This window comes from Mycobacterium ostraviense (assembly GCF_002705925.1).
Classification (GTDB): Bacteria; Actinomycetota; Actinomycetes; order Mycobacteriales; family Mycobacteriaceae; genus Mycobacterium; species Mycobacterium ostraviense.
On record NZ_NKRE01000001.1, the window covers coordinates 3,559,706 to 3,581,362 of the forward strand.

Annotated in this window: 22 protein-coding genes; 9 read left to right on the forward strand and 13 right to left on the reverse strand. The window is 65.1% G+C overall.

All coding sequences use genetic code 11. The features are described from left to right. Nucleotides 1-40: 40 nt before the first annotated feature. Complete coding sequence (gene chsH3 / locus CDN38_RS16510; RefSeq protein ID WP_099319061.1) at nucleotides 41-922, reverse strand: enoyl-CoA hydratase ChsH3; 882 nt, start codon at nucleotides 920-922, stop codon at nucleotides 41-43. A 1-nt stretch (nucleotide 923) separates the two neighbouring features. Then, the gene (gene kstD / locus CDN38_RS16515; RefSeq protein WP_099319410.1) at nucleotides 924-2,618 is read right to left on the reverse strand and encodes a 3-oxosteroid 1-dehydrogenase; all 1,695 of its coding nucleotides are present in this window, start codon (nucleotides 2,616-2,618) and stop codon (nucleotides 924-926) included. Nucleotides 2,619-2,701: 83 nt separating this feature from the next. Between kstD and CDN38_RS16520 the strand changes: the two genes are divergently transcribed. The 6 genes from CDN38_RS16520 to CDN38_RS16545 all read left to right on the forward strand — a co-directional run bounded on the left by CDN38_RS16520 (nucleotide 2,702) and on the right by CDN38_RS16545 (nucleotide 9,024). Beyond that, on the forward strand, nucleotides 2,702-3,487 hold the full coding sequence (locus tag CDN38_RS16520; RefSeq protein ID WP_075510145.1) for a 2-keto-4-pentenoate hydratase: 786 nt from the start codon (nucleotides 2,702-2,704) through the stop codon (nucleotides 3,485-3,487). A gap of 229 nt (nucleotides 3,488-3,716) precedes the next feature. Next, the gene (locus CDN38_RS16525; protein ID WP_099319062.1) at nucleotides 3,717-4,643 is read left to right on the forward strand and encodes an acetaldehyde dehydrogenase (acetylating); all 927 of its coding nucleotides are present in this window, start codon (nucleotides 3,717-3,719) and stop codon (nucleotides 4,641-4,643) included. Continuing rightward, nucleotides 4,640-5,680 carry a 4-hydroxy-2-oxovalerate aldolase gene (gene dmpG, locus CDN38_RS16530; protein ID WP_036406166.1) on the forward strand — a complete coding sequence of 347 codons (1,041 nt, stop codon included), beginning with the start codon at nucleotides 4,640-4,642 and terminating at the stop codon, nucleotides 5,678-5,680. Before CDN38_RS16525 ends, dmpG begins: the two co-directional genes overlap by 4 nt. Before the next feature lie 277 nt (nucleotides 5,681-5,957). Next, nucleotides 5,958-7,094, forward strand: coding sequence for a hypothetical protein (locus CDN38_RS16535; protein WP_099319411.1), 1,137 nt, complete (start codon nucleotides 5,958-5,960; stop codon nucleotides 7,092-7,094). A gap of 2 nt (nucleotides 7,095-7,096) precedes the next feature. After that, a complete protein-coding gene (locus CDN38_RS16540) occupies nucleotides 7,097-7,879 on the forward strand; it encodes an SDR family oxidoreductase (RefSeq protein WP_036406160.1) in 783 nt (260 codons plus the stop codon). Next, complete coding sequence (locus tag CDN38_RS16545) at nucleotides 7,879-9,024, forward strand: sulfotransferase family protein (RefSeq protein WP_036406157.1); 1,146 nt, start codon at nucleotides 7,879-7,881, stop codon at nucleotides 9,022-9,024. The genes CDN38_RS16540 and CDN38_RS16545 overlap by 1 nt, the downstream gene beginning before the upstream one ends. 156 nt (nucleotides 9,025-9,180) lie before the next feature. Here CDN38_RS16545 and CDN38_RS16550 read toward each other — a convergent pair whose 3' ends face one another. Continuing rightward, nucleotides 9,181-9,630, reverse strand: a complete 450-nt coding sequence (locus CDN38_RS16550; RefSeq protein ID WP_036415881.1) for a hypothetical protein — start codon at nucleotides 9,628-9,630, stop codon at nucleotides 9,181-9,183. A gap of 5 nt (nucleotides 9,631-9,635) precedes the next feature. Next, nucleotides 9,636-10,796, reverse strand: coding sequence for a 3-ketosteroid-9-alpha-monooxygenase, oxygenase component (locus tag CDN38_RS16555; RefSeq protein WP_075510143.1), 1,161 nt, complete (start codon nucleotides 10,794-10,796; stop codon nucleotides 9,636-9,638). Nucleotides 10,797-10,911: 115 nt separating this feature from the next. Between CDN38_RS16555 and CDN38_RS16560 the strand changes: the two genes are divergently transcribed. Next, nucleotides 10,912-11,436 (forward strand): gamma carbonic anhydrase family protein, encoded by a 525-nt coding sequence (locus CDN38_RS16560; RefSeq protein WP_075510142.1) that lies wholly within the window; start codon nucleotides 10,912-10,914, stop codon nucleotides 11,434-11,436. A gap of 92 nt (nucleotides 11,437-11,528) precedes the next feature. Here CDN38_RS16560 and CDN38_RS16565 read toward each other — a convergent pair whose 3' ends face one another. The 7 genes from CDN38_RS16565 to CDN38_RS16595 form a co-directional block, all read right to left on the reverse strand. Further along, nucleotides 11,529-12,461 (reverse strand): NHL repeat-containing protein, encoded by a 933-nt coding sequence (locus tag CDN38_RS16565; protein WP_438502292.1) that lies wholly within the window; start codon nucleotides 12,459-12,461, stop codon nucleotides 11,529-11,531. Nucleotides 12,462-12,605: 144 nt separating this feature from the next. After that, on the reverse strand, nucleotides 12,606-12,977 hold the full coding sequence (locus CDN38_RS16570; protein ID WP_075510141.1) for a hypothetical protein: 372 nt from the start codon (nucleotides 12,975-12,977) through the stop codon (nucleotides 12,606-12,608). Nucleotides 12,978-12,987: 10 nt separating this feature from the next. Then, nucleotides 12,988-13,398, reverse strand: coding sequence for a nuclear transport factor 2 family protein (locus CDN38_RS16575; RefSeq protein ID WP_075510140.1), 411 nt, complete (start codon nucleotides 13,396-13,398; stop codon nucleotides 12,988-12,990). Beyond that, nucleotides 13,395-14,276 (reverse strand): TIGR03619 family F420-dependent LLM class oxidoreductase, encoded by an 882-nt coding sequence (locus CDN38_RS16580; protein ID WP_075510264.1) that lies wholly within the window; start codon nucleotides 14,274-14,276, stop codon nucleotides 13,395-13,397. The genes CDN38_RS16575 and CDN38_RS16580 overlap by 4 nt, the downstream gene beginning before the upstream one ends. Before the next feature lie 5 nt (nucleotides 14,277-14,281). Next, complete coding sequence (locus CDN38_RS16585; protein ID WP_075510139.1) at nucleotides 14,282-15,469, reverse strand: thiolase family protein; 1,188 nt, start codon at nucleotides 15,467-15,469, stop codon at nucleotides 14,282-14,284. Continuing rightward, complete coding sequence (locus tag CDN38_RS16590) at nucleotides 15,469-16,533, reverse strand: thiolase family protein (RefSeq protein ID WP_075510138.1); 1,065 nt, start codon at nucleotides 16,531-16,533, stop codon at nucleotides 15,469-15,471. The genes CDN38_RS16585 and CDN38_RS16590 overlap by 1 nt, the downstream gene beginning before the upstream one ends. Before the next feature lie 15 nt (nucleotides 16,534-16,548). Continuing rightward, the gene (locus tag CDN38_RS16595) at nucleotides 16,549-17,541 is read right to left on the reverse strand and encodes a Zn-ribbon domain-containing OB-fold protein (RefSeq protein ID WP_075510137.1); all 993 of its coding nucleotides are present in this window, start codon (nucleotides 17,539-17,541) and stop codon (nucleotides 16,549-16,551) included. A 57-nt stretch (nucleotides 17,542-17,598) separates the two neighbouring features. Here CDN38_RS16595 and CDN38_RS16600 point away from each other — a divergent pair, with 57 nt between their 5' ends. Next, the gene (locus tag CDN38_RS16600; protein ID WP_075510136.1) at nucleotides 17,599-18,630 is read left to right on the forward strand and encodes an LLM class F420-dependent oxidoreductase; all 1,032 of its coding nucleotides are present in this window, start codon (nucleotides 17,599-17,601) and stop codon (nucleotides 18,628-18,630) included. A gap of 51 nt (nucleotides 18,631-18,681) precedes the next feature. Here the strand turns inward: CDN38_RS16600 and CDN38_RS16605 are convergent, their stop codons facing one another. Continuing rightward, nucleotides 18,682-19,401 carry an acetoacetate decarboxylase family protein gene (locus CDN38_RS16605; protein ID WP_075510263.1) on the reverse strand — a complete coding sequence of 240 codons (720 nt, stop codon included), beginning with the start codon at nucleotides 19,399-19,401 and terminating at the stop codon, nucleotides 18,682-18,684. 28 nt (nucleotides 19,402-19,429) lie between these two features. On the opposite strand from CDN38_RS16605, the gene CDN38_RS16610 reads away from it, so the two are divergent. Further along, a complete protein-coding gene (locus CDN38_RS16610; RefSeq protein ID WP_075510135.1) occupies nucleotides 19,430-20,635 on the forward strand; it encodes a cytochrome P450 in 1,206 nt (401 codons plus the stop codon). A 62-nt stretch (nucleotides 20,636-20,697) separates the two neighbouring features. Here the strand turns inward: CDN38_RS16610 and CDN38_RS16615 are convergent, their stop codons facing one another. Beyond that, nucleotides 20,698-21,555: a type IV toxin-antitoxin system AbiEi family antitoxin gene (locus CDN38_RS16615; protein WP_075510134.1), complete on the reverse strand. Its 858-nt coding sequence runs from the start codon at nucleotides 21,553-21,555 to the stop codon at nucleotides 20,698-20,700. Nucleotides 21,556-21,657 lie beyond the last annotated feature (102 nt).

Consider the following 21,657-nt stretch of genomic DNA (forward strand, 5'->3'; position numbering starts at 1 on the left):
GACGCTGCAGTCACGCACCGGCTCGAACGTGACGATGCAGTCACGCCCGGGCGAAAGAAAGAGGAGAGGGCACCAGCTCGATACCGCTGAGCACAACGGTGTTGTCGCGCGACGGCGCGACAACACCGGCAACGATGCGGCCCTGGTCTTTCCACATGTTGACCTGAAGCGTTTCGCCGGGGTACGCCACGCCCGCGAAGCGGGCGCCGTAGGCGGTTACCGCCGTGGCGTCAGCGTCGAGCAGCGCGTCGGTGATGGCCTTGCAGGCCATGCCGTAGGTGCACAGCCCGTGCAGGATGGGCGCGGGAAAGCCTGCGGCAGCGGCGAATTCGGGGTCAGAGTGCAGCGGATTACGATCACCGCACAAGCGGTAGAGCAGCGCCTGCTGCGGCAGCACCGGCATCGCGACCTGCAGATCGGGTGCCCGCTCCGGCGGGGCGTCCGAGGTTGACGGCCCGCGTTCGCCGCCGAATCCGCCCTCGCCGCGGGCGTATATCGAGCGTTTCTGCGTCCACAGCAGTTCGCCGTCGGGTGTGGTCACCCTCGTCTCGCTCCAGATCACCGCGGCCTTGCCCTTGTCCCAGATATCGGTGAACCGGGTGACGGCGCGCGCGGAGCCCGACGGCGGCAGCGGCCTGGGTACTTCCACGCGTTCGCTGGCGTGCAGTACCTTGCTCAGTTCGATGTCGATGCCGGGGAACCGGACGGTGGGCGGTTTGGTGGCGTGGAAGGTGGCGGCTACGGTGGCGAAAGTCGGCAGCACCTGCGGGGTGTCGTCGACCAGGTACCGCAGCTCGCGCGGGTCCGTTGGGTTCGACCCGGCGCCCAATGCCAGTTGGTAAAGCTGGACATCGCTACTGGCCCAAGTGAATTCGACCGGATCCAGTTCGGCGTTCAGGGCGACTTCGACATCGATCGGCATGTTAGCGCTCGCCAGCGATATGCAGGGCGGCCAGGTAGCCGAAGGTCATCGCCGGCCCGATGGTGCCGCCCGGGCCGGGGTAGGTGTGTCCCATCACCGGCGAGCTGACATTGCCTGCGGCATAAAGACCGTCGATGATGCTGCCGTCGTCGCGGAGCGCACGTCCGTGGACGTCGGTGCGGATACCGCCTTTGGTGCCCAGGTCTCCCGGAACCATCTTCGCGGCGTAGTAGGGTGCGTGCCGGATCTCGCCCAAGTTCGGATTGGGCTTGTTGGTCGGGTCACCGTAGTAACGGTCGTAGGCGCTTTCCCCGCGGTGGTAGTCCGTGTCGACGCCGGACCGGGCAAAGCCGTTGAAACGCTGGACCGTCGCGATGAATTGGTCAACCGGGAGGCCGGCCTTGGTGGCCAGTTCCTCCAGCGTCTCGGCCTGGATGATCACGCCCGAATCCAGCCACTTACGCGGAATGCGTTGGCCTGGTTGCAGTCCGGCAAAGATGTAGCGGTCCCGGTACTGCTGGTCGAACACCAGCCAGGCGGGAATGTTCTCGCCCGGTCCGGGACCCTGCCCGTACTTGCCGCCGTACATGTGGTGGCAGGCTTCGACGTAGGGCATCGACTCGTTCATGAACCGGTTACCGGACATGTTGACGATGATCGACCCCGGCGAATTGCGTTCCGACAACGCGAACCACGGCGCATTCACCAGCGGCACCGTCGGGCCCCACCACGCGTCCTCCATCAGATCCAGTGCCGCGCCAAGCTTTTCGCCGGCGACGATGCCGTCGCCAGTATTCGCCTTGGCGCCGACGGTCCATTCGGTAGTGATGGGCGCGCGCTGGTATTTCACCCGCATCTGCTCGTTGTGCTCGAAACCGCCGCAGGCCAGGATCACGCCGCGCCGGGCCCGGATCAGCCGCGGATCGGAAGACTCCGAGGTTCCGGCGTCACGGACGTACACGCCGCGCACCACCCCGTCCTCGACGTAGAGGTCGGTGAGCGCGGTGTTGAGCAACACCGGAACCCCGGCCTGCCGCAGCCCGATCCGCAGCGGACCGATCAGGGCGCGGCCCATGCCGACGAGGTTTTTGCCGGTGGCCTTGGCCCAGATGGTGCGGGCGCCGACCTTCAGGCTGCGCACCACACCCCGTGGGTGCCGCTTGAGCTGGTTCAGCCGCACGTAGTCCTGTTGCATCACAACCACATTCAGCGGCACCTTGCCGTAAGCAGGTTCCAGCGTGGCTTCGTCGGGACCGAGCTTGCGGGCATTGAACGGCTTCGGCTCGATCGAGCGGCCGTCCGGGCGGCCACCGGGCGCCTCGGGGTAATAGTCGGAATAACCCGGCACCCAGCACATTTTCAACGGGGTGTGCTTCAGTACGAACGACAGCATCTCGGGTCCGCGTTCGAGGTAGGTGTCGATGCGTTCCGGCTCAACCCCGCTGGTTGACACGTCACCGATGATGCCGTGCAGATAGGTGCGGGCCGCTTCGGAGCTGTCGCGGACACCGGCGCGCTTGAGCACCTCGTTGTTGGGAATCCAGACGCCGCCGCCGGAGCGCGCGGTCGATCCGCCGTAGTGCGCGGCCTTCTCGACGATTACTGTCGAGAGACCGCGATGCGCGGCGGTCAGCGCTGCCACCATACCGGCGCCACCGCTCCCGACCACGACGACGTCGTAGTCCTGTGCTGTCATGTAGAACACGTTATAGAATTGCCGGGGTCGGGCGCTACTGACCCGGTCACCATGAGGTCGGCAAGACGAGGGGACTTCGGTAAATGCTCACTGTTGCGACCCGCGACGAGCTGGCCGCCGACTTGGCGCAAGCTGAGCGCAGCCGTGAGCCGATCGCTCCGCTGACCGCCGCCCACCCCGACATGGACGTCGTCGACGCCTACGAGATCCAGCTGATCAACATTCGCCAGCGGGTCGCCGAGGGCGCCCGGGTGCTGGGCCACAAAGTGGGGCTGTCGAGCAAGGCCATGCAGCAGATGATGGGTGTCGACGAGCCGGACTACGGACATCTGCTGGACGAGATGCAGGTGTTCGAGGACACGCCGGTCAAGGCGGCCAGATATCTGTATCCGCGGGTCGAGGTAGAGGTGGGCTTCATCTTGTCGGCGGACCTGCCGGGCACGGACTGCACCGAGGACGACGTGCTGGCTGCAACGGAGGCTCTGGTGCCGGCGATCGAGTTGATCGACACCAGGATCACCGACTGGAAGATCGCGCTGTGCGACACGATTGCCGACAACGCGTCGTCGGCGGGCTTCGTGCTGGGCGTGGCGCGGGTGTCGCCCGCCGATATCGACGTCAAGGCCATCGACGCGACGCTGATCCGCAACGGTGAGATGGTGGCCGCGGGCCGCAGCGATGCGGTGCTGGGCAATCCGGTCACCGCCGTGGCCTGGCTGGCCCGCAAGGTGGACAGCTTCGGGGTTCGGTTGCGGCAAGGCGACATCGTGTTGCCCGGATCGTGCACCCGCGCGATCGACGCCCATGCCGGCGACGAATTCGTCGCCGAGTTCACCGGGCTGGGCTCGGTCCGGTTGTCGTTCGAATAGAGGAGCGATCGCAAGCCCGGCGAGGCCGGGCGCAGCGGGTCGCGACCATAGGGTTAGGAGCGATCGCAAGCCCGGCGAGGCCGGGCGCAGCGGGTCGCGACCATAGGGTTAGGAGCGATCGCAAGCCCGGCGAGGCCGGGCGCAGCGGGTCGCGACCATAGGGTTAGGAGCGATCGCAAGCCCGGCGAGGCCGGGCGCTGCGGGTCGCGAGCATAGGGTTAGGAGCAACATGACGGCTAAGGCAAGCGTGGCGATCGTGGGGTCGGGCAACATCAGCACCGACCTGCTCTACAAACTGCTGCGGTCGGAGTGGCTGGAGCCGCGCTGGATGGTGGGCATCGACCCGGAAAGCGAGGGCTTGGCCCGCGCCCGCAAACTGGGGCTGGAGACCAGTCACAAAGGGGTCGACTGGTTGTTGGAGCAGCCCGAAAAACCCGACCTGGTGTTCGAGGCCACCAGCGCCTATGTGCACAAGGCGGCTGCACCGCGCTACGCCGACGCGGGCATCCGTGCCATCGACCTGACGCCGGCAGCGGTGGGCCCGGCGGTGATCCCACCGGCCAACTTGCGCGAGCACCTGGACGCGCCGAACGTCAACATGATCACCTGCGGGGGGCAGGCGACGATTCCGATCGTGTATGCGGTGTCGCGGGTCGTGACGGTGCCATACGCGGAGATCGTCGCCTCGGTGGCTTCGGTGTCGGCGGGACCGGGCACCAGGGCCAACATCGACGAGTTCACCAAGACCACCTCACGCGGTGTGGAGACCATCGGCGGGGCCGCGCGCGGCAAGGCGATCATCATCCTGAATCCGGCCGACCCGCCAATGATCATGCGCGACACCATCTTCTGCGCCATCCCGGAGGACGCCGACCGCGCAGCGATCGCGAAGTCCATCCACGACGTGGTGGCCGAGGTGCAGACCTACGTGCCGGGCTACCGGCTGCTCAACGAGCCGCAGTTCGACGAGCCGTCGATCCATTCGGGCGGCCAGGCGGTGGTCACCACGTTCGTCGAGGTGGAGGGCGCCGGCGACTACCTGCCGCCGTATGCAGGCAACCTCGACATCATGACCGCGGCGGCCACCAAGGTGGGCGAGGAGATCGCCCGCAAAAGCAAAGATGTGACACTTTCGGTTACGGGAGGCACGCGATGACCAGCATCTGGGACGTCCGCATCACGGACACGTCGCTGCGCGACGGGTCCCACCACAAACGTCACCAATTCACCAAAGAGGAGGTCGGCGCCATCGTCGCCGCCCTCGACGCCGCCGGGGTGCCGGTGATCGAGGTGACCCACGGGGACGGGCTGGGCGGATCGTCGTTCAATTACGGCTTCTCCAAGACCCCCGAACAGGAACTGATCAAGCTGGCGGCCGAGACGGCCAAAGAGGCGCGGATCGCGTTCTTGATGTTGCCCGGAGTTGGCACCAAAGACGACATCAAAGAGGCACAGGACAATGGCGGGTCGATCTGCCGGATCGCCACTCATTGCACCGAAGCGGACGTGTCCATTCAGCATTTCGGGCTGGCGCGCGAGTTGGGGCTGGAAACCGTCGGTTTTCTGATGATGGCCCACACCATTTCGCCGGAGAAGCTGGCCGCCCAGGCCCGCATCATGGCCGACGCCGGCTGCCAGTGCGTCTACGTCGTCGACTCGGCCGGGGCCCTGGTGCTCGACGGGGTGGCCGACCGGGTGTCGGCCCTGGTCGCCGAGCTCGGCGACGACGCGCAGGTGGGTTTCCACGGGCATGAGAACCTCGGTCTGGGGGTGGCCAACTCGGTGGAGGCGGTGCGCGCGGGCGCCAAGCAGATCGACGGCAGCGTACGGCGTTTCGGTGCCGGCGCGGGCAACGCCCCGGTCGAGGCGCTGATCGGGGTGTTCGACAAGATCGGCGTGAAAACCGGCATCGACTTCTTCGACATCGCCGACGCCGCCGAGGACGTGGTGCGCCCGGCCATGCCCGCCGAGTGTCTGCTGGACCGCAACGCGCTCATCATGGGCTACTCGGGGGTCTACTCGAGCTTCCTCAAGCATGCGGTCCGTCAATCCGAGCGCTACGGTGTGCCGGCGTCGGCGCTGCTGTATCGAGCAGGTCAGCGCAAGCTGATCGGCGGGCAGGAAGACCAGCTGATCGATATCGCTCTGGAAATAAAGCGGGAGCAAGAAAGCGGCGAAGTCGTCACACATTGACGACGCCGCCAGTCCTTCGTCGAAAACCGGGGTACACATCGGGATTTGGCTTTAGCGAGGCGGGCTTCGGAGTATCTGCGCCGACGCGAAGTGGCTTGTGGCAGGCTCGACGTTGGTCGGGGTTGCGTCACGGGCTCGGTGGGTACTCTCGCGCCCACGAGTGCACCTCCTGAGGTGAGCGGGCTTCGTTTTGCGCGGCTGGCCACGACGGGGGTAAATGTTCGTCCGCGAATTAAATTGACTCAAAATAGGAACACGTTCTAGCGTCGAGGTCGTGTTGTCTAGTCCCGTTTCTGGCCCGCTGACCGAGGCGATCACCGAAGCCGAGAAGCTGGTAACAGCGGCACCGCACATCGAAACCGAAGCCGACCTGCTGGAAGGACTGCAGTACCTGGCCGGCTGCGTCGCCGGCTGCATGCATCTGGCCTTCGACTATGAACGTGACCATCCGTTCCTGCAGTCGGGCACCGGACCGTTCATCAAGATGGGGTTGGACAACCCCGACACCCTGTACTTCGGCACCCGCGTACAGCCCGACCGCGACTACGTGGTCACCGGACGGCGCGGAACCACCACCGACCTGAGCTTCCAGGTGCTCGGCGGCGAGTACACCGACGACAACGTGCCCGCCAGCCAGATCGCATTCGACGACCGTGAACTCGACATCGCCCCGGACGGCACCTTCCAGTGGCAGCTGCGGCCGACCAGCCCCGGGCAGCTGGTGATTCGCGAGGTGTACGGCGACTGGTCACAACAACGCGGCACGCTGGCCATCTCCCGGCTGGACACCGCCGGCACCGCGCCACCGCCGCTGAGCCGCCAGACCGTGGAAAAGCGTTATGCGACAGCGGGAAAGCAACTGTTGAACCGGGTGAAGACCTGGCTGCAATTCCCCCAGTGGTTTTATCTCAACATCCCGGTCAACACCATGGTGGCGCCCCGGCTGACACCGGGGGGCCTGGCTACCCAATACTCGTCGGCCGGTCACTTCGAACTACGGCCCGACCAAGCCCTGGTGATCACCGTGCCGGTGAGCGATGCCCCTTACCTGGGTTTCCAGCTGGGCAGCATGTGGTACATCTCGCTGGACTACATCAACCACCAGACTTCGCTGAACAACAGTCAGGCCCAGGCGGATCCGGACGGCAAGGTTCGGATTGTGGTCGCCGATCAGAATCCCGGCGTGACCAACTGGGTGGAAACGCTCGGCCATCGACGCGGCTTCCTGCAGTTCCGTTGGCAGCGGGTGTCGCGGCAGCTCACCGAGGCGGACGGGCCGACCGTCGAGTTGGTGGACTTCGACGCGGTACCGGCCGCGCTGCCGTATCTGGAACACAACAAGATTTCCGAAGAAGACTGGCGCGCGCGAATCGCCTTGCGTCAGCAGCAAATTGCGGCCAGGATGCTGGGGTAACGATGACCGGGATGCTCGAGGGAAAGATCGTCGTCATCAGTGGTGTCGGGCCGGGGCTCGGCACCACGCTGGCGCACCGATGCGCCGGTGAAGGGGCCGACCTGGTACTGGCCGCTCGCAGCGCCGAGCGCCTCGACGACGTCGCCAAACAGGTTGTCGACACCGGCCGCCAAGCCATTGCGGTGCGTACCGACATCACCGATGACGACCAAGTCAACAACCTCGTCGACGCCACCCTGGAGGCATACGGCAAGATCGACGCGCTGATCAACAACGCGTTCCGGGTACCGTCGATGAAGCCGTTGGCGGAAACCAGTTTCGAGCACATCCGCGACGCCATCGAACTCAGCGCGCTTGGAGCGCTGCGGCTGACCCAGGGCTTCACCCGTGCGCTCGCCGAGACCCACGGCTGCATCGTCAACGTCAACTCCATGGTGTTGCGGCACTCCCAGCCCAAATACGGTGCCTACAAGATGGCCAAGTCTGCGCTGCTCGCGATGTCGCATTCGCTGGCCACCGAACTCGGTCCGAAAGGTATTCGCGTCAACTCCGTTGCGCCCGGCTATATCTGGGGTGACACCCTGAAAGGCTACTTCCAGCACCAAGCCGGCAAGTACGGCACTACGGTGGATCAGATATACCAGGCCACGGCGGCGCACTCCGATCTCAAGCGGCTGCCGACCGAGGACGAGGTGGCGTCGGCGATTATCTTCTTGGCCAGCGACTTGTCCAGCGGCATCACCGGACAGACGTTGGACGTCAACTGCGGGGAGTACCACACCTGATGGCCGATCGCACCGATGTCGCTACGGTGGAGGAACTGCATGCCTCGGCCACGAAGTTGGTCGGACTCGACGATTTCGGTTCCGACGAGGACAACTACCGGGAAGCTCTGGGCGTGCTGTTGGACTCCTACCGGCGCGATGCCGGCCTTACGGTGTTGGGCAGCAAGATGAATCGCTTCTTTTTGCGGGGCGCGCTGGTGGCCAGATTGCTGTCCGAGGCCGCGTGGAAGCAGTACCCGCAGTACGCCGACGTCGCCATCGAGCGGCCGATCTTCGTCACCGGGCTGGTGCGCACCGGCACTACCGCACTGCATCGGTTACTGGGCGCCGACCCGGCCCACCAGGGTCTGCACATGTGGCTCGCCGAGTTCCCGCAGCCACGTCCGCCCCGCGATACATGGGAGTCAAATCCGTTGTACCGCAGGCTTGATGAGCAGTTCACCCAGCACCATCAGCAGAATCCAGGCTATACCGGCTTGCACTTCATGGCCGCCTACGAATTGGAGGAATGCTGGCAGCTGCTGCGGCAGTCGCTGCATTCGGTCTCCTACGAGACGCTGGCGCATCTGCCGAGCTACGCTTCGTGGCTGTCAGAGCAGGACTGGACGCCGGCGTATCGGCGGCACCGGCGCAACCTTCAGTTGATCGGACTCAATGACTTCGAAAAGCGGTGGGTGCTCAAGAATCCCAGCCATTTGTTTGCGCTGGATGCCCTGATGGCCACCTACCCCGATGCGCTGGTGATACAGACTCACCGGCCGGTCGAGACGATTATGGCCTCGATGTGTTCGCTGGCCCAGCACACGTCTGAGGGGTGGTCGACGGTGTTCGTGGGCCCGCAGATCGGCGCCGACGCAATGGATACCTGGTCACGTGGGCTGGAGCGGTTCAATACTGCTCGGGCGCAGTATGATCCGGCCCAGTTCTACGATGTCGACTACCGCGATTTGATTGCCGACCCGCTGGGGACGGTGGCTGCCATTTACCGGCACTTCGGATTGACGCTGACCGATGAGGCCCGACAAGCGATGGCGAAGATTCATGCCGAGAGCCAGACTGGCGAGCGAGCGCCCAAGCACAGCTACTCGCTGGCGGACTACGGGCTGACGGCTGAAGCGGTCAAGGAGCGGTTCGCGGGGTTGTGATTTCGGTGTCGGCAGGTCGCGTCGGCCTTTCAGCGACTTCGGCGCCAGCGCGGCAGGCCACGATGTGTTGTCGCGCATAGGTGGGCACAACGACCATCCTCCCCGCAAAGTGCCACTGTGGCGGATGTGACTAACGCTGCCGGCGCGCCGGCTGGTTCAGTCCTGATGTTCCTCGGTCAGATAGCCTTCGGCGACGGCGTGGTCGATGCTGTCGCTCATTTTCGGACAGGCCCTGGTGCGTGCCGTGTCGCCGCCGGACGCCCGCACTTCGGCGAAATGGGCACAGCGCTGCACGGCCTCGGTATTCCATTGCACCGCCGTATGACCCGGCCCGTGCCGTTTGACCGTGACGGTGACGTGGCAGAATCGGCAATCCACCGGCTGTAGGCCGCCGGTCAGATAACGTTCACGGTCGGCGCGGCTGGCTTCCCGTACCGCGGCGGCGCGTTGCGGATCGTTGGCGAAATCCCATGTCTTGGGCCAGGACCGACGCCCCGCGTGTTCGTCGGATGCCGCGTGATGGTCATGGTGCACACCGCGCAGCAGCAGCATCGAACGGGCCAGCTGATCGACGTCGGGAACCGGTTGATCGTCGGGCGGACTCATGATCGTCAGTGCTGCTCGGCGGGCACGCCGTCGGCGAGTTTTCTTGCTTCCAAGTTCTTTTGGACCTCGGCTTTCCAGAACTCGTTGGCCCGGGTGGTGTCCACCTCCATCTCGAAGCGCTCCACCATTTCGGGGGTGATGTCGGCAACGTCGACATAGAACTGCTCATACCAGCGACGCATCTGATACACCGCGCCGTCTTCCTCGACCAGCAGCGGGTTCGCGATTCTGGTTTTGTGCTTCCAGATCTCGACGTCCTGCATGAACCCCATGCTGACGCCTTCGGTGAATACCCGCGACAGCTTTTCGGTCATCTTCTCGTCCATCCCCTTGGGCTTTTCGACGATCACACCCCACTGCAACACGAACGAGTCCTGAGTCACCGGGTAGTGGCAATTGATCAGGATCGACTCGGACTTGTAGCCGCTGTAGCTATTATGCAGCCAGTTGATCATGAACGACGGCCCGAAATAGGACGCCTCGGAATCCAGGTGTGCTTCGCCGTACGCGGTTCCCAGACCCTCCACATCCGGGCGACCCACGTTGTGCAGATACTGCGAGGCGATGTGGCCCTCGAAGACGTTCTTGAAGTACGTCGGCAACCCGAAATGGATATAGAAGAAGTGCGCCATGTCGGTGACGTTGTCGATGATGTCGCGGCAGTTGGACCCTTCGATGAGGATGCGATTCCACCGCCAGTCCGTCCATTCGTCGCTGGCGGCCTCGGGAATGTCGGGGATCCTGACGGCCGGGTCCGGCGGGTTGCCTTCGTGGTCATGCCAGACGAAGACCAGGCCGCCGCGCACGTCGGTCGCCCAGGCCCGGGTGCGAGCGGTTTTCGGGGTGCGCTTGGCGTATGGCACCAGCTTGCAGCGGCCGTCGCCGCCCCAACGCCAGTCGTGAAACGGGCACGCGATCTCGTCGCCCTTGATGGTGCCCCCGGACAGGTCGCCGCCCATGTGACGGCAGTAGTTGTCGAGGATCTTCAGGTCGCCGTTCGAGTCGGCGAACACCACCAGCTTGGTGCCGAAGGCTTCCACCCCGTGCGGCTTGCCGTCCATGAAGTCCTTGGCGACACCGAGGCAATGCCAGCCCCGCGCGTACCTGGTCGGCAAGGTTCCGGCATCGATCTCCCGGACGCCGACGCTGCTTGTGCCGGTACTCACGCTGTCACCTCCACATCACTGACCACTAATTAGAACACGTTACAGTTTTTGGGCGGGTGAGTGCAATGGCGGCGCGTCTGGCCACAGCATATGCATCGTGCGGTATACGTAAACGATGCCGCAATTTGCCTTCGAGGGCCGCTGTCCGCGCATCGACCCCACCGCGTTCGTAGCACCCACCGCCACGCTGATCGGCGACGTCACCGTCGAAGCGGGAGCGTCGGTTTGGTACAACGCCGTGCTGCGAGGCGACTACGCGCCGGTCGTGGTGCGCGAAGGCGCCAATGTCCAGGACGGCTCGGTGTTGCACGCGCCGCCCGGCATCCCGGTCGACGTCGGGCCCGGGGCGACGATTGCCCACCTGTGCGTGATCCATGGGGTGCACGTGGGACAAGAGGCGTTAATCGCCAACCACGCCACCGTGCTGGACGGTGCGGTGATCGGCGCGCGCAGCATGGTGGCGGCGGGGGCCCTGGTAGTGGCCGGCACCCAGATTCCGCCCGGCGTCCTGGCGGTCGGAGCGCCGGCCAAGGTGAAAGGACCGATCGAAGGAACGGGGGCCGAGACCTGGGTCAATCTCAATCCGCAGGCCTATCGTGACCTGGCCCAACGGCATCTGACTGGCCTGGAGCAGATCTAGCCTGGCCCCAGTTCGGGCGGTCAGTGCGAAGCTTGAATCGGTCTGTCCTGTAGGAGATTTCATTGTCGACCTAATCTGGGCGGTGAATCTCGTTAGCTTGTCGACAGTTTCACCACGCGTTTGTGAAAGTCGGTCACGTAGACGTTGCCCGCATTGTCGACTGCCACACCGTACGGGAAGTTGAGGTCGGTGAAGGGCAACGTCGATGGGGTGTTCGAGTCGGCCGCCAGCTTCAACACCCGGTTGTTGTTCAAGTCTGTGAGGTAGACGCCGCCTTTGTGGTCCACCGCCACACCGTGAGGAAAGTTGAGGTCGGTGAACGGGAGGTAGACCGGGTTGTTCGCACCAGCGGCAAGCTTTACCACGCGGTTGTTTTCACTGTCGGCGACATACACTGCGCCGGCGTCGTCCACTGCCGTGCCCAACGGATGACGAAGGCCGATGAACGGCAGCTCGGTGGGATTGTCCGAGCCTGCCGGCAATTCCAACACGCGGTTGTTGCCGGAGTCGACGACGTAGACGTTGCCGTTGCGATCCACCGCAACGCCATGGGGAGAGCTCAGGCCGGTGAAAGGCAACTCAGCCGGCGTTGGGGAGCCCGCCGGCAGCTTGAGCACCCGGTTGTTGTATGCGTCAACGATGTACACGCCGCCGCTGAGGTCCAGCGCCAAACCAGCCGGACGGTTGAGGCCGGTGAACGGCAACTCGGATTGCCTGTCGGAACCGGCTGCCAGCTTCAACACCCGGTTGTTGCTTGAGTCGGCGACATACACATCGCCCTTATCGTCCACCGCCACCCCATCGGGATCTCCTACCTCGAAAGGCAGCACGATCTGTTTGGAAGCGGCTGGAACGGCCGACGGACCGGCCTGACTGCGTGCGGCCTCCTTCGATGAGGTATGGAAGAAGCCCAGGTGCCCAACAGCTGCGAGGATGGCCGCGAGGACTACGGCGACGCCCGCGATAGCCAGGGTGCGCTGGTTCAACAGCCTGTTACGCCTGAATCCCCTTGCACCCACAGCCAGCTCCCTCACCAGCATTTTGATCGCGACACCTGGACACTACCCGCATGGGCGTTACCCATAGAGCGAGTTGAGCCGGGCAGCACTGGCGAGGACTCGAGCCGCCGGCGCCAAGCCGAGCGTCGGCAGATGAACCGCCGACCGGTGTCAGGCCTTGCCGGTGACTTCCGCGATCAGCGCATCGGGGTCGGTCACGCTGACATACAACGTTTTCAGCGTGACGGGCACGCCGATAACCTTTGCGCGCGCGGGCGGGTCGACGGTCAGCTCGACGATGCCCTTGGAGGAGCCGTTGACCAGCCAGCGGCCCCGGAATCCGTGCGCACCCCAGGAGTACACCCGCTCGTGGTTCGGCTTGGCCTCTTTGATGGACGCCAAGGGGATCTCGGCGCTGAAGCCCCAGCCGAACTTGACGCGCAAGCTGCCGTCCTGCACGCGCACCTCGCTGTGCTCGGGTCCACAGCCGAGCGGCACCGAGAAGGGGAGAAACCAGCGTTCATAACGCAGTTCAGTGGGCACGTTTGAGAGACTACATCTTTTTGGCGGTCGCGGCGGCGCGGTCCATTTCCCAGTAGGCCCGCAGGGCCACCAGCTGTCCGTCGTCATTGGCTTTGTAGGTGAACACCCCTTCGGTGATGATCTGGTGGTCGCCCATCGTGATCAGGATGTGCCCGACGTTGGCTTCCTCGTTGCCGCATTGGAAGGTGTCGCGGAAGAAGAACTCGATCTTGGTGGTGGGCGCGACGGCCTTTTCCCAGAACGCCGCTATCGCGTCGCGGCCGCGGTGGCCCTTGCCCTCGGGGTCGAAAGCCGATGGGCCGATGGGATCTTCGACGACGGCGTCGTCGGCGAACACCGCCAGCCACGCCTGCTTGTCTCGGGCTTGAACCGCCTCCCGGGAGCGCCGGCCGGCCTCGTGTGCGGGGTGTGGATGGGTCATGCGTCCTGCCAACCGGAGTGGATATAGGTGTCGGCGAAGCGTTTCAGCGAGTCCTGCTTCTTCTCGAGCGGCGCATCGAAGCCCAGGCCGTCGAACACCCAGGGCACCACGATGTTGTCGGTGACCCCCATCTCGGCGAGCTCGCGGTGACCGTCGACGCCGAACTTGTCGATGCAGACCGCCTGGATCTCGAACGGCTGGTCGGCTCGGCCGTATTCGGCCCGCAGCGTGTTGAGCTTGCGAATGGTTTCGGCCAGTTGCGCGCCGGTCATCATCGCGGTGCTCCAGCCGTCGCCGACGCGGGCGGCCCGCTTGAGCGCCACGTCGGTGTGCCCGCCGACGTAGAACGGCACCGGCCGGCTGGGGGCCGGACTCATCTGCAGGCGATCGAAATCGAAGAACTCACCGTGGAATTCCACCATGCCGCCACCGAGCACCAGCTTGATCACCTCGATCATCTCGTCGACCCGGGCGCCGCGGCGCTGGTAGGGCACCCCGCACCACTCGAATTCCTCTGGTGCCCAACCAATTCCGATGCCGAAGCCGAAGCGGTTGTTGGTCAGATTGGCCACCGAGCCGACCTGGCGGGCCAGCAGCAGCGGCTGGCGGGAGCCGAGCTTCAGCACGTGGGTGTAGAACCGCAGCGTCGAGGTGGCCGCGCCCATCGCGGCGGCGGCAATCAGCGGGTCAACCCACGGCGTGTTCTCGTCCCACATCCGCGACCCGTCCGGGGTATACGGATAATCGGCGGCCGCCTTCTCCATGAAGAACAGCGAATCCGGTAGGGCGATCGAGTCAAACCCGACTTCCTCGGCGGTCTTGGCGATGCCGACCAGCTGGTCGAGCGGCCCCATGGCGATGCTGCAGGTGTACTTCATCCGGGTCATGGCTTGACCGGCTTTTCAGAGCCCACGACCCACATCGAGAAGTATTGCGAGCCACCACCGTAGGCGTGCCCCAAAGCTTTTCGCGCATTCGGAACCTGGTGATCGCCGCCCTTGCCCATCACCTGGATGGCCGCCTCGGCAAACCGGATCAGACCCGAGGCGCCGATCGGGTTGGAGGACATCACCCCCCCGGAGGGGTTGACCGGTAACCGTCCGCCGATGGCGGTTTCGCCGGCTTCGGTGAGCTTCCAGCCCTCGCCCTCGGGGGCAAACCCGAGGTTCTCCAACCACATCGGCTCGAACCAGGAGAACGGCACGTAGATTTCGGCGGCGTCGATTTCGTCGATGGGGTTGGTGATGCCCGCCGCCTTCCAGAGCGCGGCGGCGGCATCGCGGCCGGCCTGCGGGCTCACCTGGTCGCGACCCGCGTACGCCAGCGGTTCGGTGCGCAACGCGGTGGCATGGATCCACGCCACCGGCTGCCCCTGCGCCACCCGCGCGTCGGCGATCTCCTCACTGCCGATCACCACGGCGCAGGCACCATCGGAGGAGGGACAGGTCTCGTCGTAGCGGATCGGGTCCCACAGCATCGGCGACTCCATCACCTTTTCCAGGGTGATGTCGGGCTGTTGCAAGTGCGCCAACGGGTTACGGCTGCCGTTGAGCCGGTCCTTGACGGCCACCATGGCCCCGATGTGGGTCGGGGCTCCGGAGCGGCGGATATAGGCGCGCACGTGCGGAGCGAAGTAACCACCCGCGCCGGCACCGACCGGCTTGATGAAGGGAATCGGAATCGACAGTGCCCACATGGCATTGGACTCCGACTGCTTCTCCCACGCCATCGCCAGCACCCGGCGGTACTTGCCGGACTGCACCAGGCTGGCCGCCACTACTCCGGTGGACCCGCCGACCGAGCCCGCGGTGTGCACCCGGATCATGGGCTTGCCGGTGGCGCCCATGGCGTCAGCCATGAACAGTTCCGGCATCATGACGCCTTCGAAGAAGTCGGGCGCCTTGCCCACCACGACGGCGTCGATGTCGTCGAAAGTGGACCCGGAATCTTCCAGGGCCCGATCGATGGCCTCGCGCACCATGCCGTTCATCGAGACATCCTGGCGTTTGGCGACGTACTTGGTCTGACCGGTCCCCAGGACCGCGGCCAGCTGTGCTCCCGCTCCGGCCATCAGTTTCTTCCTTCCATGACGGCGACCAGATTCTGTTGCAGCGCAGGCCCGCTGGTGGCGTGCGCCAGCACCCGGCGGGCCGAGCCGTCCCAGATATGTTGGGCGGCAAAGCCGATCCGCTCCAGGCCGGCGACGAACATGGGGTTGGCGGCCAGCGCACCACCGGAGGGATTGATTTTCGTCGCCCCCGGCAAGTTGATGGCATCGGCGAGGATCAGGTGCTGATGGGTGAACGGCGCACAAATCTCGGCCACATCGATGTTACGGGTCTTGCCGCCGCTGGCCGCTTTCGCGGCGGCTCTGGTCGACGGTGACTCGGTGAGGTCGCGCACGCCCAGCGACGGCGACTCGATGCGATGTTCGATACCCGTTATCCACGCCGGGTTATCCCGCAACTCCCGAGCGCGGTCGTCGGCTGCGAGGACGATCGCCGCGGCGCCGTCGGTGATCGGCGCGATGTCGTGGCGGCGCAGCGGGTCGGCGAAGAACGGCCGCTCCAGCAGGTCGTCCATGCTCACCGGGGGCTCGACGGAGTCCACCCGGCGGGCATTGGCGAAGGAGTCGAAAGCTACCCGCGCCATTTGCAATTCGCTCCACTTGCCGGAGTCGAGCCCGAGGCGGGCCTGTAATCCGGCCATGGACACCGAATCCGGCCACAGCGGCGCGACGGTGTAGGGGTCTGTCTGGCGGGACAGGACGCGCCGCAGGGTTCCGGCGGAGGACTTGCCGAAGCCGTACACCAGCGCCGTGTCGACCTCGCCGGTCAGGATTTTGATGTAGGCCTCATACAGTGCCCATGCGGCGTCCATCTCGACGTGCGATTCGTTGATCGGCGGTACGGCGCCGATCGAGTCGATCGCCGAAATGAACGAAAACGCCCGTCCAGCAAGGTAATCCGAGGAGCCAGAACACCAGAAACCGATGTCGGCTTTGGTGATGCCGAGCTCGTCGTAGAGCTGGGCGAAGCACGGCATCAACATCTCGACGCCGTTGGTGGTGCCGTCGGTCCGCCGAACGTGCGGTGCGTGGGCGAAGCCGACCACCGCGACATTGCGAGCGCTCATATGCAGTTAGGCCCTTTACAGGTGGTGTTTGTAGGTGTCGTACTCGGCGTCCGGTTCGCCGGTGGGACGGAAGTACTGGATGTTGTCGATGCCGAATCCCCACTCCTCGCAAGGTTTCCACACCGCCTCGACCCGCATCCCCATCCGCACCTCGTGCGCGTCGACGTCGGAAACCAAATGCAGGAACGGGATATCGGCGCCGTCGAGCAATACGTAGGCCGCCACGTAGGGGGGCTTGATCCGCTGACCCATGAACGGGATGTTGATGATCGCGAACGTCGTCACCGTGCCCTTGTCCGGCAGCTCGACGAACTCGGTGGTCGGCTGGCCGGTGGCCGGGTCGGCGCCGTGCGGTGGGAAATAGACTTTTCCATTCTGGCCGGTGCGTGCGCCCAAGAGTTTGCCCTCGGCGATAGCGCGCAGATACGCGCTTTCCTCGTGGGACGCGGTGTGCTGGATGGTCATTTCGATCGGCGTGACGATCATGGTGACCGGTTCGTGGTCGCCTGGTGCCTCGGGGACCGGTTCGGATTCGCCGCCCAGCGCGAAGTACGCGATATCGGTGATGGCGCCTTGTGGCTCGTCGGCCCAGTGCGCATGCACCCGCGCGCCGGTGCTGATCTTGTCCGGTAGGCCAGCATCGACAGCGTGCATCAGCAGGGTGTCGGCGCCGTCGAGCTTGATCAGCGCCCAGGCGAACGGTCGGTCCAGTGGCTGACCCGCCAGCGGCTCCGGCTGCCAGGTCCAGGAGACGACGGTGCCGACATCGGACACCGGTACCATCTCGCTCAGCGGTTCGTAGGTCACCGGGTCGTATTCCGCGGGTGGCACGTGCACCCGGCCATCGGTTCCGCGAACGCCCAGAACGCGGCGCTCCCGCAGCGCGGTGAAGAACTTGCTCAACGTAGGACCCACTGAACGGGTGTAGTCGAACGACAACGTCAACGGCGCGGAGAGAGGCGGCTCACGATGATCGATCAAGGTCGGGCCGCTCGAGGTGGCTGTCACGCCTTCGAGTAGAACAGGTTCTAACTATCTGAGCAAGAAGGCAGCGAGGAGGCAACGATGAAGCTGGGCCTGCAGCTGGGGTACTGGGGCGCTCAGCCTCCGGAGAACGCCGCGGAACTGGTCGCCGCGGCCGAGGACGCCGGGTTCGACGCCGTGTTCACCGCCGAGGCGTGGGGCTCCGACGCTTACACCCCGCTGGCCTGGTGGGGTTCGGCCACGCGGCGGGTGCGGCTGGGCACCTCGGTGGTCCAGTTGTCCGCGCGCACCCCGACGGCGTGCGCGATGGCGGCGCTGACCTTGGATCATCTGTCCGGTGGCCGCCACATTCTGGGGCTCGGTGTGTCCGGCCCGCAGGTGGTCGAGGGTTGGTACGGCCAGCCGTTCCCCAAGCCGCTGGCCCGCACCCGGGAGTACATCGACATCGTGCGCCAGGTGTGGGCCCGCGAGGAGCCGGTGACCAGCGACGGCCCCCACTATCCGCTGCCGCTGACCGGCTCGGGGACCACCGGGCTGGGTAAGGCGTTGAAGCCCATTACCCATCCGTTGCGGGCCGACATCCCGATCATGCTGGGTGCGGAGGGGCCGAAGAATGTGGCGCTGGCCGCCGAGATCTGCGACGGTTGGCTGCCGATTTTCTATTCGCCCCGGATGGCCGGCATGTACAACGAATGGCTGGACGAGGGATTCGCGCGGCCCGGCGCCCGCCGCAGCCGTGCGGATTTCGAGATCTGCGCGACGGCGCAGATCGTCGTCACCGAAGACCGCGCGGCGGCGTTCACCGGCATCAAGCCGTTCCTGGCCCTCTACATGGGCGGGATGGGCGCCGAGGACACCAACTTCCACGCCGACGTCTATCGACGGATGGGCTACGCCCAGGTCGTCGACGACGTGACCAAGCTGTTCCGGTCCGGGCGCAAGGACGAGGCCGCGGCGGTGATCCCCGATGAGCTCGTCGACGACGCCATGATCGTCGGCGATCTCGACTACGTGCGTAAGCAGATCGTGGCTTGGGAGGCCGCGGGGGTGACCATGATGGTGGTGGCCGCTCGCGGCGTTGAGCAGGTCCGCGACCTTGCCGGGCTGGTTTGAGGGCGGTTCTTGCCAGGCGATTAGAACGCGTTCTAGATTGACCGGGTGGGTTCAGATGGCGTGCGCGTCGCCGAAGGTCATCTCCACGTTGGCCGCCGACTGCGACGCCAGTGCCCGCTTGGGCAGGCCCAGCAAGGCGAGTTCCTTGGCGTAGGGGTGGTCACCGAGGCGCAGCCGGGCGCCCCCGATCCTGGCCCGCAGGCCCGACATCTTCATCTCCCACGGGATCTCCCGGGTGACACCGTCTTGGTGAGAATAGGCCTTGAGCACCTGCGCTTTGCCCGTTGGAATAGGCACTCCGTTGCTGAACTCCATGCCGGCGATGAGCTGCCCGTCGGCGCTGACGTTGAAACTGAATTTGGCGCCCTCACGAACGTTGAAGTCCGCCATGATCTTCGGGAAACCCCAGATGGTGCGGCCGGCCTCGAGGGTGAAGGACTGGTCGACCGGCAGGTGGTGGATGAACGCCGCGGCCTTCGCGAGGGCCCGTGGACCCCGGGCTTGTCGGGCTCGGCTGCCGGGCGGATTGACCATGATGACGGTGCCGTACTCGTGGTACTGGCCGAGGTCGCCGTCGACGTAGTGCACCAGCATCTGCATCACGATCGCTTTGCCCGGCAGATATTCGCACACCGTGAGGCCGCTGTAGTCGATGAGTTTTTGGGTCGGCGCAGCCGGCACCGAGAACATCGCCGAGTGCATATTCGCTGTGCGGATACGGACCGGCATGGTGAGCACCGTGCCGGCGATGGTGTGTTGCGAGACGGGCATGACGCCCACTGTAATGCGGAGGACTGGCATGACTGAAGCCGTTGATAGGCCAGACGTCGATCTGACCGACGGGACCTTCTACGCCAGTCGTGAGGCGCGGGCGGCGTACCGGTGGATGCGAGCGCATGAGCCGGTGTTCCGTGACCGCAACGGACTGGCCGCGGCGTCGACCTATCAGGCGGTGATCGACGCCGAACGGCAGCCCGAGCTGTTCTCCAACGCCGGCGGCATCCGTCCTGACCAGCCGGCCATGCCGATGATGATCGACATGGACGACCCGGCACATCTGTTGCGGCGCAAGCTCGTTAACGCCGGCTTTACCCGCAAGCGGGTGAAAGACAAGGAGGCCTCGATTGCGGCGTTGTGTGACACGCTGATCGACGCGGTGTGTGAACGCGGTGAGTGTGACTTCGTGCGGGATCTGGCCGCGCCGCTGCCGATGGCGGTGATCGGCGACATGCTCGGCGTGCGCCCCGAGCAGCGGGACATGTTCTTGCGCTGGTCGGACGATCTGGTGACGTTTCTGAGTTCCCATGTGTCGCAAGAGGATTTTCAGGTCAGCATGGATGCCTTCGCGGCCTACAACGACTTCACCCGGGGGACTATCGCCGCGCGTCGTGCGGAGCCGACCGACGATCTGGTCAGCGTGTTGGTGAGTTCTGAGGTCGACGGGGAGCGGCTGAGCGACGACGAGTTGGTGATGGAGACGCTGCTGATCCTGATCGGCGGCGACGAGACCACCCGGCATACGCTTAGTGGAGGTACCGAGCAGCTGCTGCGCAACCGCGATCAGTGGGATTCGCTGGTGGCCGACCCGTCGTTGGTGCCCTCTGCGGTTGAGGAGATGCTGCGCTGGACCTCGCCGGTGAAGAACATGTGCCGAATGTTGACTTGTGATACGGACTTTCACGGCACGGCCTTGCGTGCGGGCGAGAAGATGATGCTCTTGTTCGAGTCGGCCAACTTCGACGAGGCGGTTTTCCCGGATGCCGATAGATTTGACATTCAGCGAAATCCGAACAGTCACTTGGCGTTCGGGTTCGGTACGCATTTCTGCCTGGGCAACCAATTGGCGCGCCTGGAGCTGTCGTTGATGACCGATCGGTTGCTGCGGCGGCTGCCGGACTTGCGGCTGGCGTCCTCGGATGATGTGTTGCCGTTGCGGCCGGCGAACTTCGTCAGCGGGCTGGAGTCGATGCCGGTGGTGTTCACTCCTAGTGCGCCGCTGGGTTGAGTTGTCGTTGCGGGTGCGTTGCCTGTGTTGCGCCGAACGTGTTCTCAGCGCGAGATTTTGGCTCATTTTTCGCGCTGACTGCACGCTCGGCGGGCCCAGGCGGCGGCCACGCGGCGCAGGATGCCGCCCGGCACGTCCTCGACGGTGACCCGCACGACGATCCAGCCAAGATCGGTCAGTGCTTCGAAACGCGCGATGTCCTTGTTGAATTGCCTGCGATCGGTCCGATGATGATCGCCCTCGTACTCGACCGCGACTTTGATGTCCGCCCAGCCCATGTCGAGTACGCCGACAAGCTCGCCGTACTGCCCGTAAACCGCGATCTGGGTCTGCGGCCGCGGATAGCCGGCGTCGATGAGCAGCAACCGCAGCCAGGTCTCGCGCGGTGACTCCGCGCCCGCGTCGACCAGCTTGAGTGCGCTGCGGGCACGCCGGATGTTGCGGTGTCCGTTGTAGCGTTCGGCCAGCAATTCGGCGTCGGCGACCCGGAATCTGGTTGCTCTGGCGAGCGCGTCGATAGCCGCAACCGCTGTGCCGGCTGGATTTCGGCAGGCGAGGTCGAGGGCAGTGCGGGCCGGGGTGGTTGCTTGTAGGCCGCCTATCAGCTGGATCTCGTCACTGGCCACGGCGCTCGACCAGGTCAGGATGCCGCGCGGGGGACGGCGGTAGTCATAGAGCAACTGGGCCGGTGCCCGATGGTCAACCCATTTGGCGCCATGTAGTGCGGAAGCCGAGTGGCCGGCGATAACGCCGCGCCGTCGTGACCACAGCCAGGCGGCATGAGCGCGTGTCGTGGCGGTGAGGTCCGTGCCGGGCGGGACGTAGACGTCGGGATGGACCGCGACGTATCGGCTACGTAGCCGATACGGCGTCAGCGCACCCGATACGATCGCTTCACTGCCGATGAAAGGTCCGGTCACGGACTAGCAGTGTGGCGCGGGGTACCGACAAGGCCGTCGAGCGTGTTCTGGCTGTCGAAATTTTGGCCGAATCCTCGCAGTCAGAACACGCTCGGTGAGGCG

Bases quoted from the DNA above. Each gene is read 5' to 3' on its own strand.
- chsH3 (WP_099319061.1), bottom strand. From the start codon at position 922: ATGCCGATCGATGTCGAAGTCGCCCTGAACGCCGAACTGGATCCGGTC.
- kstD (WP_099319410.1), bottom strand. From the start codon at position 2,618: ATGACAGCACAGGACTACGACGTCGTCGTGGTCGGGAGCGGTGGCGCC.
- CDN38_RS16520 (WP_075510145.1), top strand. From the start codon at position 2,702: ATGCTCACTGTTGCGACCCGCGACGAGCTGGCCGCCGACTTGGCGCAA.
- CDN38_RS16525 (WP_099319062.1), top strand. From the start codon at position 3,717: ATGACGGCTAAGGCAAGCGTGGCGATCGTGGGGTCGGGCAACATCAGC.
- dmpG (WP_036406166.1), top strand. From the start codon at position 4,640: ATGACCAGCATCTGGGACGTCCGCATCACGGACACGTCGCTGCGCGAC.
- CDN38_RS16540 (WP_036406160.1), top strand. From the start codon at position 7,097: ATGACCGGGATGCTCGAGGGAAAGATCGTCGTCATCAGTGGTGTCGGG.
- CDN38_RS16545 (WP_036406157.1), top strand. From the start codon at position 7,879: ATGGCCGATCGCACCGATGTCGCTACGGTGGAGGAACTGCATGCCTCG.
- CDN38_RS16550 (WP_036415881.1), bottom strand. From the start codon at position 9,630: ATGAGTCCGCCCGACGATCAACCGGTTCCCGACGTCGATCAGCTGGCC.
- CDN38_RS16560 (WP_075510142.1), top strand. From the start codon at position 10,912: ATGCCGCAATTTGCCTTCGAGGGCCGCTGTCCGCGCATCGACCCCACC.
- CDN38_RS16575 (WP_075510140.1), bottom strand. From the start codon at position 13,398: ATGACCCATCCACACCCCGCACACGAGGCCGGCCGGCGCTCCCGGGAG.
- CDN38_RS16580 (WP_075510264.1), bottom strand. From the start codon at position 14,276: ATGAAGTACACCTGCAGCATCGCCATGGGGCCGCTCGACCAGCTGGTC.
- CDN38_RS16585 (WP_075510139.1), bottom strand. From the start codon at position 15,469: ATGGCCGGAGCGGGAGCACAGCTGGCCGCGGTCCTGGGGACCGGTCAG.
- CDN38_RS16590 (WP_075510138.1), bottom strand. From the start codon at position 16,533: ATGAGCGCTCGCAATGTCGCGGTGGTCGGCTTCGCCCACGCACCGCAC.
- CDN38_RS16600 (WP_075510136.1), top strand. From the start codon at position 17,599: ATGAAGCTGGGCCTGCAGCTGGGGTACTGGGGCGCTCAGCCTCCGGAG.
- CDN38_RS16605 (WP_075510263.1), bottom strand. From the start codon at position 19,401: ATGCCCGTCTCGCAACACACCATCGCCGGCACGGTGCTCACCATGCCG.
- CDN38_RS16610 (WP_075510135.1), top strand. From the start codon at position 19,430: ATGACTGAAGCCGTTGATAGGCCAGACGTCGATCTGACCGACGGGACC.